Origin of the sequence: Curtobacterium sp. BH-2-1-1, assembly GCF_001806325.1 — a bacterium.
Classification (GTDB): domain Bacteria; phylum Actinomycetota; class Actinomycetes; order Actinomycetales; family Microbacteriaceae; genus Curtobacterium.
The window spans coordinates 605,694-618,894 of record NZ_CP017580.1 but is presented as its reverse complement, the minus strand read 5'-3'; the positions used below and the strand labels follow the sequence as shown (position 1 = coordinate 618,894).

The 13,201-nt window shown below is 71.9% G+C and carries 15 protein-coding genes and 2 tRNA genes; 7 read left to right on the top strand and 10 right to left on the bottom strand.

What is annotated here, in order from left to right; all coding sequences use genetic code 11:
• Positions 1–24 precede the first annotated feature (24 nt).
• The 5 genes from BJK06_RS02840 to BJK06_RS02820 form a co-directional block, all read right to left on the bottom strand.
• A complete protein-coding gene (locus BJK06_RS02840; RefSeq protein ID WP_070416619.1) occupies positions 25–369 on the bottom strand; it encodes a metallopeptidase family protein in 345 nt (114 codons plus the stop codon).
• Between the two features lie 89 nt (positions 370–458).
• Positions 459–534: transfer RNA gene (locus BJK06_RS02835), tRNA-His, on the bottom strand.
• Between the two features lie 111 nt (positions 535–645).
• Positions 646–1,272: an oligoribonuclease gene (gene orn, locus BJK06_RS02830; RefSeq protein ID WP_070416618.1), complete on the bottom strand. Its 627-nt coding sequence runs from the start codon at positions 1,270–1,272 to the stop codon at positions 646–648.
• An 815-nt stretch (positions 1,273–2,087) separates the two neighbouring features.
• Positions 2,088–3,329 carry an MFS transporter gene (locus tag BJK06_RS02825; RefSeq protein ID WP_070416617.1) on the bottom strand — a complete coding sequence of 414 codons (1,242 nt, stop codon included), beginning with the start codon at positions 3,327–3,329 and terminating at the stop codon, positions 2,088–2,090.
• A complete protein-coding gene (locus tag BJK06_RS02820; protein ID WP_070416616.1) occupies positions 3,326–3,772 on the bottom strand; it encodes a MarR family winged helix-turn-helix transcriptional regulator in 447 nt (148 codons plus the stop codon). Before BJK06_RS02820 ends, BJK06_RS02825 begins: the two co-directional genes overlap by 4 nt.
• A 61-nt stretch (positions 3,773–3,833) precedes the next feature.
• On the opposite strand from BJK06_RS02820, the gene BJK06_RS02815 reads away from it, so the two are divergent.
• Both BJK06_RS02815 and BJK06_RS02810 read left to right on the top strand, forming a co-directional pair.
• Positions 3,834–4,124: a hypothetical protein gene (locus BJK06_RS02815; protein ID WP_070416615.1), complete on the top strand. Its 291-nt coding sequence runs from the start codon at positions 3,834–3,836 to the stop codon at positions 4,122–4,124.
• A gap of 77 nt (positions 4,125–4,201) precedes the next feature.
• Positions 4,202–4,462, top strand: coding sequence for a thioredoxin family protein (locus BJK06_RS02810; RefSeq protein WP_022907438.1), 261 nt, complete (start codon positions 4,202–4,204; stop codon positions 4,460–4,462).
• Here BJK06_RS02810 and BJK06_RS02805 read toward each other — a convergent pair.
• From BJK06_RS02805 to BJK06_RS02795, 3 genes are all read right to left on the bottom strand, one after another.
• Positions 4,406–5,800: a DUF6716 putative glycosyltransferase gene (locus BJK06_RS02805; protein ID WP_156794740.1), complete on the bottom strand. Its 1,395-nt coding sequence runs from the start codon at positions 5,798–5,800 to the stop codon at positions 4,406–4,408. The genes BJK06_RS02810 and BJK06_RS02805 overlap by 57 nt on opposite strands.
• A gap of 95 nt (positions 5,801–5,895) precedes the next feature.
• On the bottom strand, positions 5,896–6,768 hold the full coding sequence (locus tag BJK06_RS02800) for an N-acetylneuraminate synthase family protein (protein ID WP_070416613.1): 873 nt from the start codon (positions 6,766–6,768) through the stop codon (positions 5,896–5,898).
• The gene (locus BJK06_RS02795; RefSeq protein ID WP_070416612.1) at positions 6,765–7,538 is read right to left on the bottom strand and encodes a cytidylyltransferase domain-containing protein; all 774 of its coding nucleotides are present in this window, start codon (positions 7,536–7,538) and stop codon (positions 6,765–6,767) included. Before BJK06_RS02795 ends, BJK06_RS02800 begins: the two co-directional genes overlap by 4 nt.
• A 160-nt stretch (positions 7,539–7,698) precedes the next feature.
• Here BJK06_RS02795 and BJK06_RS02790 point away from each other — a divergent pair, with 160 nt between their 5' ends.
• The 3 genes from BJK06_RS02790 (at position 7,699) to BJK06_RS02780 (ending at position 10,407) form a co-directional block, all read left to right on the top strand.
• Positions 7,699–9,750: a glycosyltransferase family 39 protein gene (locus BJK06_RS02790; RefSeq protein WP_070416611.1), complete on the top strand. Its 2,052-nt coding sequence runs from the start codon at positions 7,699–7,701 to the stop codon at positions 9,748–9,750.
• Positions 9,751–9,759: 9 nt separating this feature from the next.
• Positions 9,760–10,320, top strand: coding sequence for an AAA family ATPase (locus BJK06_RS02785; protein WP_070416610.1), 561 nt, complete (start codon positions 9,760–9,762; stop codon positions 10,318–10,320).
• Positions 10,321–10,334: 14 nt separating this feature from the next.
• Positions 10,335–10,407: transfer RNA gene (locus BJK06_RS02780), tRNA-Arg, on the top strand.
• Between the two features lie 58 nt (positions 10,408–10,465).
• Here the strand turns inward: BJK06_RS02780 and BJK06_RS02775 are convergent.
• A complete protein-coding gene (locus BJK06_RS02775; protein WP_070416609.1) occupies positions 10,466–11,836 on the bottom strand; it encodes a hypothetical protein in 1,371 nt (456 codons plus the stop codon).
• A 112-nt stretch (positions 11,837–11,948) separates the two neighbouring features.
• Positions 11,949–12,215 carry a hypothetical protein gene (locus tag BJK06_RS02770; RefSeq protein ID WP_070416608.1) on the bottom strand — a complete coding sequence of 89 codons (267 nt, stop codon included), beginning with the start codon at positions 12,213–12,215 and terminating at the stop codon, positions 11,949–11,951.
• A 164-nt stretch (positions 12,216–12,379) separates the two neighbouring features.
• Here BJK06_RS02770 and msrA point away from each other — a divergent pair, with 164 nt between their 5' ends.
• Positions 12,380–12,907 (top strand): peptide-methionine (S)-S-oxide reductase MsrA, encoded by a 528-nt coding sequence (msrA, locus tag BJK06_RS02765; protein ID WP_070416607.1) that lies wholly within the window; start codon positions 12,380–12,382, stop codon positions 12,905–12,907.
• A gap of 38 nt (positions 12,908–12,945) precedes the next feature.
• Entirely contained in the window at positions 12,946–13,149 is a 204-nt protein-coding gene (locus BJK06_RS02760; protein ID WP_070416606.1) for a hypothetical protein, read from the top strand.
• Positions 13,150–13,201 lie beyond the last annotated feature (52 nt).

The window sequence follows — 13,201 nt, the reverse complement described above, 5'->3', positions numbered from 1 at the left end:
CGCGCGGGCGCGCCGTGGCCCCGGCTACGCCCAGCCGAGCTCGTGGAGGCGCTCGTCGTCGATGCCGTAGAAGTGCCCGATCTCGTGCACGAGCGTGGTGTGGACCTCGTCCTTGAGCTCCTCGAGCGTGTCGCACTCGGCGAGGTGCTGCTTCCGGAACACCACGATGCGGTCCGGGAGCTCGCCGAAGCCGTACTGCCCGCGCTCGGTCGCCGCGATGCCGTCGTACACGCCGAAGAGCTCTTCGCCGTTCTCCGGTTCGTCCTCGACGACGAACACCACGTTGTCGAGGCCGTCGACCATCTCGTCCGGCAGCAGGTCGAGTTCGTCGGTCACGAGCTGTTCGAACGCGTCGGCGGACATCTCCATCACGTCCCCGATCGTTGCAGGACAACCTGATCGAACGACGAAGGCCCCGGTCCGAGGGACCGGGGCCTTCCGCTGATCTGCATCAGCACTGGGGTGAATAACGGGTCTCGAACCCGCGACCTCCTAGACCACAACCAGGCGCTCTACCAACTGAGCTATATCCACCATGTGCACACCGGGCGACCGGCGCGACCACTCAATAGTAGTACATGCCGGAGGCGGGTCAGAACACGAGGGGTGAGCCGCGCCTCCTGGACGCGCCGCAGGCGGTGTGTCCTACTGCGCGAGCCGCGGCTCCCACTTGGCGACGACCTCGTTCGCGACGGCCTTGACGTCGTCCGAGGTGGGGCCGGGCTCGGCCACGAAGCCCGCGCGGCGGTAGTACTCGAGCTCGCGGATGGACTCGAGGATGTCCGCGAGGGCACGGTGCCCACCGTGCTTCTCCGGCGCGTTGAAGTACACGCGCGGGAACCAGCGGCGGCAGAGCTCCTTGATGCTCGACACGTCGACGCTGCGGTAGTGCAGGTGCCCGTCGACGCGGGGCATGTACTTCGACAGGAACGATCGGTCGGTGCCGATGGTGTTGCCCGCGAGGGGAGCGGAACCCTCGGCGGGGACGTGCTCGAGGATGTACTCGAGCACCTGGTACTCGGCGTCCGCGAGGCTCACACCGTTCGGGATCTCCTCGAGCAGGCCCGAGGTGGTGTGCATGTTCGTGACGAACTCGTTCATGTTGTCGAGTGCCGACTGGTCGGGCTTGATCACGATGTCGAAGCCGGGATGCACGGGGACGAGGTCGAAGTCGGTGACGACCACGGCCACCTCGACGAGTTCGTCGACCTCGAGGTCGAGGCCCGTCATCTCGCAGTCGATCCAGACGAGGCGGTCGTTCGCAGTTGCCATGGTGTCGATCCTATTCCGCGGCGGGGCGGGGTCGCTTTCCGCCCGCGCGCTCGCGCCCGCGGCGCGGCGAGCGGGCGGTACGCGCGCGCTGAGGGGCGCGGCTGGGACGTTTTCCGCCCGCTCGTGGTGCGGCGCGGCGAGCGGGCGGTATGTGCGCGCTGCGGGGTCCGGTCCGGACGTTCTTCGCCCGCTCGCGGCGCGGGGTGCGCGAGCGGGCGGTATGTGCACGCTGCGGGGGTGGGGTCGGGACCTCTTCTGCCCGCTCGCGGCGCGGGGTGCGGGCGAGCGGCCGGACAGGCGGCGCCGGTCTCGGGGGCCGACCCGCGCCTCCAGGCGGCGCCCGTGCCACCTGCGCGAGCGGGCGGAATGCGCGGGGTCTGGGGCGTGGGCCGTGCAGGACTCGCCCGCTCGCGGGTGCGGCGCGGCGAGCGGGCGGTGCGTGACGGCTGCGGGGCGCGACCGAGCCCGACTTCGCCCGCTCGCGTGGCCGGTGCGGCGAGCGGGCGAAACCTGCGGGGAGGGCTCGGGGACGGGGGCGTGTTTCGCCTGCTCGCGGGGTGGGCGCGAGTGCCTGGAGGCGCGGTGCCGGTCTCGGGGGTCGACCCGCGCCTCCAGGCGGTCACCCTGGGACCCGCGAGCGGGAGGAATGCGCAGGGTACGGAGTGCGCGGGACGGAAAACGCCCGCTCGCGCGGGAGAGCGTGCGGAAGGTGCTGGGTGCGGGGGGGTGAGCGAGACGTGTTTCGCCCGCTCGCGGAGCGCGGAGCGCGAAGCGCGGCCAACCGCGGCCGCGGGCTCCGCCCGCAGCCGCGGAGGCTACGCCATCTCGCCGGCGGCGATGGCCTCGGCCTCGACGGGCTCGGGCTCGGCGCCGTCGTCGACCCGGCGCAGCACGCGCGTGGTGCACACCACGACGACGAACGCGACGGCGACGGACAGCCCGGCGAACACGTACGCGGCCGACGGGGCGAACTGGTCGGCGAGCAGGGTGGCCACGGGCGGGGCGATCGCACCGCCGATGAAGCGCACCGCGGAGTAGGCGCTCGAGGCGACGGAGCGGGGGAGGTCGGTGGCCTCCATCACGCACTCGGTGAGCACGGTGTTGAGGACGCCGAGCACGAGGCCGCCGATGATGACGCAGATGATCAGGCCCACCTGCGACTGCACGACCACGGCGGCGGCGAACAGGTCGAGCGCGAGCAGCGGGAGCGCGATCTTCAGCACGGTGGTGCGGCGGAGTCGTGCGGTGAGCATCGGGGCGACCCACACCGAGGTGATCGCGAGGCCGACGCCCCAGCCGAAGAAGGTGAAGCCGATGCCGAGGGCGCCGAAGCCGAGCGGGAAGGGCGTGTAGGCGAGCAGGACGAAGAAGCCGATGTTGTAGAACAGCGCGGTGACGGCGAGGGCGGCGAGTGCCGGGCGACCGAGCGCGCGGAACGGTGCGGAGAGCTTGGTCGGCGTGGGCTTCTCGAGGTTCTTCGTCTTGAGGAGCGTGACGATGGCGATGAACGCGATGGCCATGAGCGTCGTGACGCCGAAGAACGGGCCGCGCCAGCTGACGGAGCCGAGCAAGCCGCCGACGAGCGGGCCGACGGCGATGCCGAGGCCGAGCGCCGCCTCGTACAGGATGATCGCGGACGCGGTGCCACCGGAGGCTGCCCCGACGATCGTCGCGAGTGCGGTGGAGATGAAGAGCGCGTTGCCGAGACCCCAGCCCGCGCGGAAGTCGATGATCGTCCACACGCTGTTCGACGTCGCCGCCAGCACCGAGAACAGCACGATGAGCGCGAGGCCGATGAGCAGGGTGTTCTTCGCGCCGATGCGGCTGGACACCCAGCTGGTGAAGAACATCGCGACACCGGTGACGGCGAGGTAGCTCGTGAAGAGGAGCTCGGTCTGCGCCGCGGTGGCCTTGAGGGACGAGGCGATCGCGGGGAGGATCGGGTCGACGAGGCCGATGCCCATGAAGGCGACGACGCAGGCGAAGGCGATCGCCCAGACCGCCGATGACTGCTTGAGGATGCTGCCGGACTGTGCGGCGGGTGCGTGGGCGTTCACGCGTGGGTCTCCGTTCTGGTGGCGGTGGAGGTTCGGGCGGCGATGACCTCGACGGCGTCGTGCAGAGTGTCCCACTCGTCGTCGGACAGGTCGGCGAAGAGCGGGCCGACCGTCCGGGTGAGGGTGACCCGCCAGGACGCCAGGCGTTCACGGCCGGCGTCGGTGAGCTCGATGAGCTGCCCGCGGGAGTCGTCTGGGTCGACGCTGCGGGACACGAGCCCGTCGGCGAGCATGCCCGCGACGAGTCGGGTCATCGTGGGCTGCGCGACGCGGGAGGCGGCAGCGAGCTCGCCGAGGCGGAGCGGCTGGTCGGTCTCGAGGATGCCGAGCGTGCGCCAGACGGCGGAGGACGTGGTGTTCCCCGTCGCCTGCGCTGCGGTGCGGATCAGGCGGTTGACGGAGACGAGGAGCGTCTCGATCGTCTGTTCACGCGGTGATTCCATAGCAAAACTATATAGCGAGGCTATGAATGTGTCAACAGGTGGTGCCTGGTAGAAGGGATGCATGAGCGACATCACCATCCACGAAGGCGACGAGTACACCGCGATCTTCCACGGCGGACCCTTCGACGGCACGACCGACACCCGCACGGCCACGAGCGACGCGCTGGACGACGAGGTCACGGTGTTCGCCGACGTCGAGGGACTCCAGACCGCGTTCACCTACCGACTGACGAAGTCCCGCCAGGTGCTCGACCAGACCTCGGCCGAGTTCGAGTACGTGCCGGGGGAGTCCGACCCGGTGGACGACCTCGCGGACCGCGGGGACCGCAGCGGCGAGTTCGACCGCGAGTAAGCAACAGCGCCGCGCCGCGCCAGGCCGCGCCACACGCACCGGGAGTAGATCCGGCCGCGCCCGCGTTGCAGGACCACATGCAGCTCGACCTCTGGACGTCCTCGTTCTGCGCCCCGTGCGCCGCCGCCCGCCGGGTGTCGGCCGAGGCGTCCGAGCTCGTCCCCGGGCTGCACGTGACCGAGCGCGACGTGGCGAATCACCCCGACCAGGCGGAGGACCTCGGCATCCGGTCGACCCCCACGATCATCGTGCGGCGGGACGACGGTGCCGAGGTCTTCCGGTCACCCGGCGTCCCGACCCGGGACCAACTGCTCCTCGCGATCGCCAAGGCCATCTGACGGGCCACCACCGGACGCGGCTCCTCCGGACGCGGCCCTGCCCGACCCGGACGCAGCACGCTGACTCGTCGGCGCGAGCAGCACCGGCGCCTCCGCCGGCCGCACCACCCGCCGTACCTGCCGGACGATCCGCTTCAGCGCCCGCACCGGCGCCCCGATCACCAGCGCGACGGCCCCGAGGACACTCCGGTCGTCCGGCCCGAGGGCGTTCTTCCGCTCCCAGGCCCGACGGAGCACGCCACCGCGACTCCGGCGTGCCGCCGGCCGGTCGCGCAGGACGCCGGCGTCGCGTGACGCCATGAGCTGCTCGGTCCGCTCGGCCCAGTCGTCCTCGGACTCCGGGTGGAAGTGGTTGTCGTGCATCCACTCCTCCCGGACCGTCCCGAACCGGCCGTCCACCAGGTCGACGGCGTCGCCCTCGAGCCCGCTGCCCACGAACACCTCGTTGATGAGGTGCCGCCCGATGCCGAAGTCGGTCAGGGTGAGCGCGGGGATGCCCCGGGCCGCCGCTTCGAGCACGGCCGTCGAGCTGATCGTGACGAGGGCGACCGCCCGGTCGAGGTGCGCGGACATCGGCCCGCTCTCGACCACGAGGTTCGCCGGCGCGTCCGTCGGTACGAGGTCCGGGTACGGGTCCTGTTCGCGGTGCGTCTGGTGCTCTCCGGCGGCAGCACGGACCTTGATCACCACGCGCCACTCCGGGTGCCGACGGGCGGTTTCGGCGAGCCACCCGACGACACGCTCCCGCTCGGCACGTTCCGCGGGGACGCTCGGCTGTGCGGCGAAGACGACGGAGTCGCGCGGTGAGACCCCGTCACGTCTCGCAGCGGCTCCGGACGGCCGCGCGAACGGCAGGGTCGCGAGCGCGAAGTGCGGCTCGACGCCGCCCTCGGTCGCGAGCTCCTCGTAGGCGCGGACCTCGCGGTGGCTGTGCAGCACGAACAGGTCGGCGCGCGCCCGGAAGAACACGCCCTTCCACTTCGCCGGGTAGGAGATCCCGGGCAGCCCCGTCACGAGGACGGGCCGCCGCGGCACCCGACGGTGGACCTCCTCGATGACGAGCTCCGCCACCGGTCCGATCAGGGACACCAGCACGGCGTCCGGTGGGTCCTGCCGGAGTCGTTCGACGATGGCGTCGACCTCGAGCGCCTCAGGCGGCGCCGCGGCCACGTGCGCGAGCCGGTCGTCGAGCCCCCGGAACGCGGACCGCAGCTGCGCGCGGCTCGCGGATCGCGGCGTCGCCACCGTGAGCAGTTCGAGGTCCCAGTACGCGGGTGCCGTGGCGAGCAGGTGGGCGCCCCACTTCGCGAACGAGTCGGTGTCGACCAGACCGACCACGCGTCGGACGCGTGGCAGGGCATCGGACGGGAGGCGCGCCTCCCGTCCGTCCCTCGGCTCGCCCCCGCCGCCGGCCGCGTCCAGGTCGCCGCCCGTCACACTCCGACGCGGCGCAGCTTCGCGAGCGGTGCCCGCTCGCCGGGCATGACCCGCTTCACGCCGTCGCCGAGCGCGGTCTCGATGATCCGGACGTCGCGCGCGAGCGTCTGCAGCCCGTGCGGTTCGAGCGACGCAGCGTGGTCGGAGCCCCACATCGTGCGGTCGAGCGTGATGTGGCGCTCGACGGCCGTCGCGCCGAGCGCCACGGCGGCGATGGAGATCTGCAGCCCGGGCTCGTGGCCGGAGTACCCGACCGGGACGCCCGCGTAGCGATTCGCGAGGGTGTCGATCATCCGCAGGTTCGCCTCCTCGGCGGGGAGCGGGTACGTCGACGTGGCGTGCATGAGCACGAGTCGCTCGGTACCGAGGGCCTCCACGGCACGGTCGATCTGCTCGAGCGTCGACATCCCCGTCGAGAGGATCACGGGCTTGCCGGTCGCGGCGACCTCGGCCAGGAGCCCGAGGTCCGTCACCGACGCCGAGGCGATCTTGTACGCCACCACGTTGAGGTCCTCGAGGAAGGCGACCGACGGCTCGTCCCACGGCGAGGCGAACCAGTCGAGCCCGCGGAGCGTGGCGTGGTCGCCGATCTCGATGTACTGGTCGCGGTCGAACTCGACGCGGTACCGGTACTCGAGGTAGGTCATCTCGCCCCACGGCGTGCTGCGCGGCGTCTGCTTCATGTGCTCGGGCGTGGAGATCTCCGGCGTGCGCTTCTGGAACTTCACGGCCTGCAGCCCGGCGTCGGCCGCGACGTCGATGAGTCGCTTGGCGATGTCGACGTCGCCGTTGTGGTTCAGGCCGATCTCGCCGATGAGGTACGCGGGGTGGCCCGCGCCGATCGTGGACGTGCCGATGGTGACGGTCATGGTGCTCCGTTCGGTGCGGGGACGTGCGGCTCGGTGGCCGGACGGTGGTCTGGTGCGTGCTCGTCGGACCGGTGCGCGGGACGGTCGAGCCGTGGTGCGAGGGCGGACGCGAGCGCGAGGTCGGCCGGGTCGTCGACGTCGATCGCTCCGGCACCGTCGACGACGACGAGTTCGACGCGGCCGTGGAACCGGTGGCGGTGCTCGCGGAAGGCGGCGGCCCGGAAGGCGTAGAACGCGCCCGTCTCGCGGAACTCCGGCTCGCGGTCCTGCCGCCGAGGGCGGACGGCCTGGTCGTGGTTCACGGCGCGGGCGGAGCCGTCGGCGCCGATGCGCCAGAGGAACGCGTGCGAGGGCGCCGCGGCGAACACCGAGTCGGCGTGGCCGTCGCGGACCCGGCTGACGGCGGCGTCGAGGTCGGCCGGGTCGATGAACGGCGAGGTCGCCTGCAGGAACACGACGACCTCGGGCTCCTCGCCCGCGGCCGCGAGCGTGTCGAGGACGTGCAGCAGCGCGGACTCCGACGAGGCCTCGTCCCCGGCGAGCGCTGCCGGACGCCGGACGACCCGGGCGCCGGCGGACACGGCCTCGGCCGCGATGGCGTCGCCGTCCGTCGAGACCACGACGGTGTCGATCGTCGTCGCTGCTCGGGCGGACTCGACCGCGCGACGGACCAGGGAGCGCCCGGCGACGGGGCGGAGGTTCTTGCCCGGGATGCCCTTCGACCCCGCGCGGGCCGGGACGACCGCGACGACGGAACCGGTGGGGCGCATGCTGGGGACGCTACGAAGCCGCGGTGTCGCGGAGGCGAACACCAGGCAGACGCGCGCCGAACCGTTCCGGAACCCGACCCGGCGGACGCACGCCGCGCCTCCCGGCGCTTCCACAGCGCTGCCAACGGATGCCGAAAGCCGATCCGGTGACGCTGGGACCATGCGCATCAGCTCCCGCACACCCGCCGTCCAGCGAGCACGGTGGGAACGTCCTGCCTTCTTCGGCCTGCTGCTCGTGACGGGCGTCCTGTACCTGGTGAACCTCGGGGTGAACGGGTACGCGAACGCGTTCTACTCGGCGGCCGTGCAGGCGGGGAGCCAGAGCTGGGAGGCGTTCTTCTACGGCTCCTCGGACGCGGGCAACTCGATCACGGTGGACAAGCCGCCGGCGTTCCTCTGGGTGATGGAGCTGTCCGTGCGCCTGTTCGGCCTCAACTCGTGGGCGATCCTCGTGCCGGAGGCCCTGATGGGCGTCGGGACCGTGGCACTGCTGTACGTCATCGTCCGGCGGCGGTTCTCCGCCGGGGCCGCGCTCGTCGCGGGCGCCGCTCTCGCGACGACCCCGGTCGCGACCCTGATGTTTCGCTTCAACAACCCGGACGCACTGCTCACTCTGCTCATGGTGCTGTCGCTCTGGCTCGTCCTGCGCGGTGTCGAGAGCGGGCGTCTGCGGTGGGTCGTCCTGGCCGGCGTGGCCGTCGGGATCGCCTTCCTGACGAAGCAGCTGCAGGGGTTCCTCATCCTGCCCGTGCTCGTCGGCGTGTACCTGTACTGCTCGTCGCTGCCGTTCGTGAAGCGCGTCGTGCACCTGCTGTGGGCGGCCCTCGCCGTGGTCGTCGCCGGCGGGTGGTGGGTCGCCGTGGTGGAACTCGTGCCGTCGTCGTCCCGCCCGTACATCGGCGGGTCGCAGACGAACTCGTTCCTCGAGCTGACCTTCGGGTACAACGGCCTCGGACGGGTCACGGGCGACGAGACCGGCAGCGTGACCGGGGGCGGCGGAACTGCCGGAGCCGGCTCCTGGGGCGCCACCGGGCTGCTGCGGCTGTTCGGGTCGGAGTTCGCCGGGCAGATCACCTGGCTCCTGCCCACCGCACTGGTCCTGCTCGTGGCGGCGCTCGTCGCGATCGGGTTCCGGCAGCGGACGCCGTCTGCTCGCTCCCGCCTCGCCACGGTCATCGCGCTGGGTGGGTCGCTGCTCGTGACCGGGCTGGTGTTCAGCTTCATGGGCGGGATCTTCCACCCGTACTACACGGTCGCGCTCGCGCCGTACATCGCCGGGCTCGTGGGCATCGGCGCTGGGGTGCTGTGGGAGCGGCGCGCGTCGTGGTGGTGGCGTGGGACGGCGGCGTTCGCGGTGGTCGTCACGGTGGTGTGGCAGTGGCACCTGCTGACGGCGGCGTCGGGCTGGCAGCCGTGGAGCCGGTGGGTGGTGCTCGTGGTCGGGGTGGTGACGGCGGCGGCGGTGCTGGTGCCGGTGCACGGCGGCGGGCTCGCGAGGTGGTCCCGTCCGATCAGCAGCGTCGCGGTCGTCGGTGCGGTCGTCACGGCGCTGCTCGGACCGGCGGCGTACTCGATCGACACGGTGACGACCGCGCACACCGGGGCGCTGCCCTCGGCCGGACCGACCGTCGCGGGCGGAGGGTTCGGTGGCGGCGGGTTTGGTGGCGGCGGGGCTCGCGGTGGCGGTGGCGGCGGGTTCGGCGGTCCTGGAGGCGCGGGTGGCGTCGGCGGGACCGGTGGACCGGGTGGGGCGGGCGCGGCCGGCGGGACCGGTGGGACCGGTGGCGGGACCGGGACCGGTGGCGGGACCGGGACGGGTCGTGCGGGTGGCGGCGGGGTCGGCGGAGCCGGTGGGCTGCTCGGCGGGTCCACCGAGGTCTCCTCGACGCTGCGGAAGGCGCTCCTGGAGGACGCCGACGACTACACCTGGGTCGCCGCCACCATCGGTTCGAACAGTGCCGCGACCTACCAGCTGGCCACGGGCGCCTCGGTGATGCCCATCGGCGGCTTCAACGGCTCGGACCCGTCACCCACCCTCGCGGAGTTCCAGGCAGACGTCGCTGCCGGGAAGATCCACTACTTCATCGCCGGTAGCGTCGGGCAGTCGAACGGCGGCAGCGATGCGGCGTCGAAGATCTCCGAGTGGGTCGAGTCGACCTTCACCTCGTCCACGATCGGAGGCGTCACGGTCTACGACCTCACCGCGGGCTAGGGTCGACGAGTGCTCGGAGCCGACGATCCCCTGGACCCGTTGCCCCGTCGCGTCCTCGTCGCCGGCACCACGGGCGTCGGGAAGACCACCACGGCCGGGCGGATCGGCCGGGTCCTCGGCCTTCCGCACACCGAGATCGACGCGCTGTACCACGGGCCCGGCTGGGTCCCGCGGGACACCTTCGTTGCCGACGTCGAGCGGTACACGAGCGAACCCGTGTGGGTGACGGAGTGGCAGTACACCTCCGTCCGGGCGATGCTCGCGGAGCGGGCGGACACCCTCGTGTGGATCGACCTGCCGACGTCCGTGGCGCTGTGGCGGCTGCTGCGTCGGACGCTCCACCGTCGGTTCGGGCGCGTCGAGATGTGGAACGGCAACGTCGAACCGTCGTTGTGGACGTTCTTCACCGATCGCGGCCACATCCTCCGCTGGGGCATCAGCACCCGCAACGTGACGCGTCGTCGGGTGCCCGAGCTCGTCGAGACCGCGCCGCACCTGCGCATCGTCCACCTCCGGTCGCAGCGGGAGGTCGACCGGTTCGTGCAGCACCTCGGCGAGGGTCGCGGATAGAATCGGGGCCGTTCGCCTCCGTAGCTCAGTGGATAGAGCAGGTGGTTTCTACCCACCGTGCCGCGGGTTCGATTCCTGCCGGGGGCACACACGACGAAGGCCGCCGTCCATCGGGACGGCGGCCTTCGTGTCGTTCGGCGACTGCCTACTCGTCGTCGTCGGCAGCGCGTCGACGGAGTTCGCTCGCGCTGATGGGCTGCGTGTAGGGCGCTTCCGAGGTCTCGTTCGCGTCGGCCGGTTCGGCGGGGCCGTCCGCGATGCGGGTCGGGATCGACCGGGTGTGTGCGGTGGTCGAGGTGTCGACACCGCGGGCGTCGGACTCCGTGGTGCGGTTGACGTGCGCGTCCGCCGAGGTCGGCTTGGCGACCGGCGGTGCTGCGCTCGCGTCGGGACCGGTCGTGTTCGCCCCGCGGGGCCCGCTGCTCCGGGGGTCCGTGGTGGGACGGTCGGTGCCGCGAGGGCTGCTCGGCCGGACGTCGTCGACCGCGTCGGCGTTGTCGGTGTCCGCGCCGGACGCGGTCGACTCGGTCGCCGAGCCGCGGCTGCCGGCGGGCGATGCCGGTGAGCCCAGGGGTGCCCGGGTCGGGGCGGCGACGCCGTCGCCGTACGCGCGGGTCGCGCCGTCGCCGTACGCGCGGGTCGCGCCGTCGCCGTACGTGCGCGTCGCGCCGTCGCCGTACGTGCGCGTGGCGTTCGTGTCGGAGATCGGGGTCGTCCGGTTCGTGCTGGAGGTGTCCGAGATCGGCGTCGTCGCGTTCGGGTCGACCGGTGCGGCGCCGCCGCGGGTGACCGAGAAGCCTGCACCAGCAGCGCCGGAGGTGGCACCGGCGCCGGGGGCTGCGGCGGCCGTGCTAGCCGGGGCGGGCGCGTTCGCCGGGGCGGGCCGGAGGGAGGTCGTCGTCGGCGTCGGGCGCTCGGCAGGGACCGCGGTGGTCGTGCCGGCGTCCGTCGGTCGCGCGGGGGCGGCCTGGTCGGCGTTCCAGTCCTGCTGCCGCGTGATGAGCTCGGCGTCGGGGTCGGGCGAATCGAACTTCCAGCGCTCGAGGTCGCTCTTGAAGAGCTTGCGCGCCCGGTTCGGTCGTGCCTGCCATTCGAGGATGCGATCACGGAACTCGGCGAGCGACTGCTCCGCCTGGAAGCTGAAGGTCGAGGAGTTCTTCTTGATGTCCGCGATCTCGTGCTGCGTCCAGTTTGCTGCGAGGGGCGCACCGGCAACGGGGAGCAGACGGAGTCGGATGTCGGCGTCCTCGGCGAGGTGGTCGGCGTACGCGCGCTCGTCGTGTCCGAGGGAGCCCCAGGTCGCGGCCTTGCGTGCAGCCGAGACGATGCCCGCGACGGCGGCGTTCCGCGCTTCGCGTTCCTGCATCGCCACGACCCGCTTCGTCGCCCCGCGGCCGATGAGCGCCGCGATGACGCCCGCCACGACGATCGCGACGAACGGGATGAGCGCGCCGGAGATCACGCGCCAGCCGTTGTCGGACGAGATCCAGTCGGTCAGGTCGTTCCACCAGTCCATGCGCGCACCCTACTCACGAAACGGTCAGGCATCGGGGAGGTCGGACGGTGTTCCGCGCATCCGACCGGACATGATTCCAATGTGGAACATCATGTCGTCCGGTGAGGCCGGATCAGCCCCAGCGCAGGCAGTCCACGGCGTCGTCGGCCGACCAGACGTTCGGGAGCTCGACGAAGCGTCGCTCGGTCGACACGTACCGACGGGCCCGGTAGGCGGTGCCCCCGGCGACGTCGACGCGGTCCACGTACCCGACGATCTCGCCGTTCGCCCGGGTCACGCGGCTGAGGTCGTCGCGGACGTCGAGGATCCGGAGGTCGCCGCGCGAGCGGGCCACGGGCGCGGTACGGATCCGGAAGACCGGTTCGTTCGTGGTCTGCATCGTGGTGCCTCCTGCTCGTCGGTGTGTCTTCGACGGTACGGTCCACCACCGACACGCCGAGTGCGCTCGGACGATCCGGGGAGCGTTGCCGGGGACGTGCGCGTTGTGGAGGAGGCGTGCCCCGGTCGCGGCTCGCTCCGAGCGGGGAGCGGTAGGTTGCGGCCATGACGACCTTCGTGCTCGCAGGTGGATGTTTCTGGTGTCTCGACGCCGTGTACCGCACGCTCCAGGGCGTGCAGGACGTGGTGTCCGGCTACGTCGGCGGCGAGGTCGAGAACCCCTCGTACGAGTCGGTGTGCACCGGGACGACCGGTCACGCCGAGGCGGTGGCGGTCACCTTCGACGAGACGGTCATCCCGGCCGATGTCATCCTCGACGTGTTCTTCACGCTGCACGACCCGCGGCAGCTGAACCGGCAGGGCGCCGACGTCGGCACGCAGTACCGCTCGGCGATGTTCCCGGCCGACGACGACCAGAAGGCCCTGTTCGAGCGGGCGATCGCGCGCGCCTCGGACATCTGGGACGGCGGCATCGTGACGACGATCGAACCGCTCGGTACCTTCTACCGTGCGGAGGAGTACCACCAGGACTTCTTCGCGAAGAACCCCGGTCAGGGCTACTGCCTCGCGGTGGCGCTGCCCAAGGTGAACAAGGTCCGCAAGGCCTACAGTCAGTACATCCTGGCGTCCTGAGACTCCGGACGTCGGGGCCACGAGGAGGTGGTCGAACGATGACGAACAACACCGGGACCTGGGTCGCGGTCGGACCAGCGGGAGCGGTCGGCAGCATCCACCGAGCAGACGGCGGGTTCCGCGTCGAGCTCTACGGTCGGAGCGCGGGCGGCGGGACGTACCCGTCGCTCGAGTCGGCGAAGGGCGCCGTGCACGCAGCGCTCGGCCCGTTGGCGGACCGACCCGAGTTCCGCGCGCACTAAACGCGCGGTGCCACGTCTCGACCAGGAGGCGCGGGGGACTCGTCCTCCACAA

What these genes read in the sequence shown, in the direction of transcription:
- msrA (WP_070416607.1), top strand. Translation starts at nt 12,380, where the DNA reads ATGACGACCTTCGTGCTCGCAGGTGGATGTTTCTGGTGTCTCGACGCC.
- BJK06_RS02840 (WP_070416619.1), bottom strand. Translation starts at nt 369, where the DNA reads ATGGAGATGTCCGCCGACGCGTTCGAACAGCTCGTGACCGACGAACTC.
- BJK06_RS02820 (WP_070416616.1), bottom strand. Translation starts at nt 3,772, where the DNA reads ATGGAATCACCGCGTGAACAGACGATCGAGACGCTCCTCGTCTCCGTC.
- BJK06_RS02790 (WP_070416611.1), top strand. Translation starts at nt 7,699, where the DNA reads ATGCGCATCAGCTCCCGCACACCCGCCGTCCAGCGAGCACGGTGGGAA.
- BJK06_RS02760 (WP_070416606.1), top strand. Translation starts at nt 12,946, where the DNA reads ATGACGAACAACACCGGGACCTGGGTCGCGGTCGGACCAGCGGGAGCG.
- orn (WP_070416618.1), bottom strand. Translation starts at nt 1,272, where the DNA reads ATGGCAACTGCGAACGACCGCCTCGTCTGGATCGACTGCGAGATGACG.
- BJK06_RS02770 (WP_070416608.1), bottom strand. Translation starts at nt 12,215, where the DNA reads ATGCAGACCACGAACGAACCGGTCTTCCGGATCCGTACCGCGCCCGTG.
- BJK06_RS02815 (WP_070416615.1), top strand. Translation starts at nt 3,834, where the DNA reads ATGAGCGACATCACCATCCACGAAGGCGACGAGTACACCGCGATCTTC.
- BJK06_RS02810 (WP_022907438.1), top strand. Translation starts at nt 4,202, where the DNA reads ATGCAGCTCGACCTCTGGACGTCCTCGTTCTGCGCCCCGTGCGCCGCC.
- BJK06_RS02775 (WP_070416609.1), bottom strand. Translation starts at nt 11,836, where the DNA reads ATGGACTGGTGGAACGACCTGACCGACTGGATCTCGTCCGACAACGGC.
- BJK06_RS02795 (WP_070416612.1), bottom strand. Translation starts at nt 7,538, where the DNA reads ATGCGCCCCACCGGTTCCGTCGTCGCGGTCGTCCCGGCCCGCGCGGGG.
- BJK06_RS02800 (WP_070416613.1), bottom strand. Translation starts at nt 6,768, where the DNA reads ATGACCGTCACCATCGGCACGTCCACGATCGGCGCGGGCCACCCCGCG.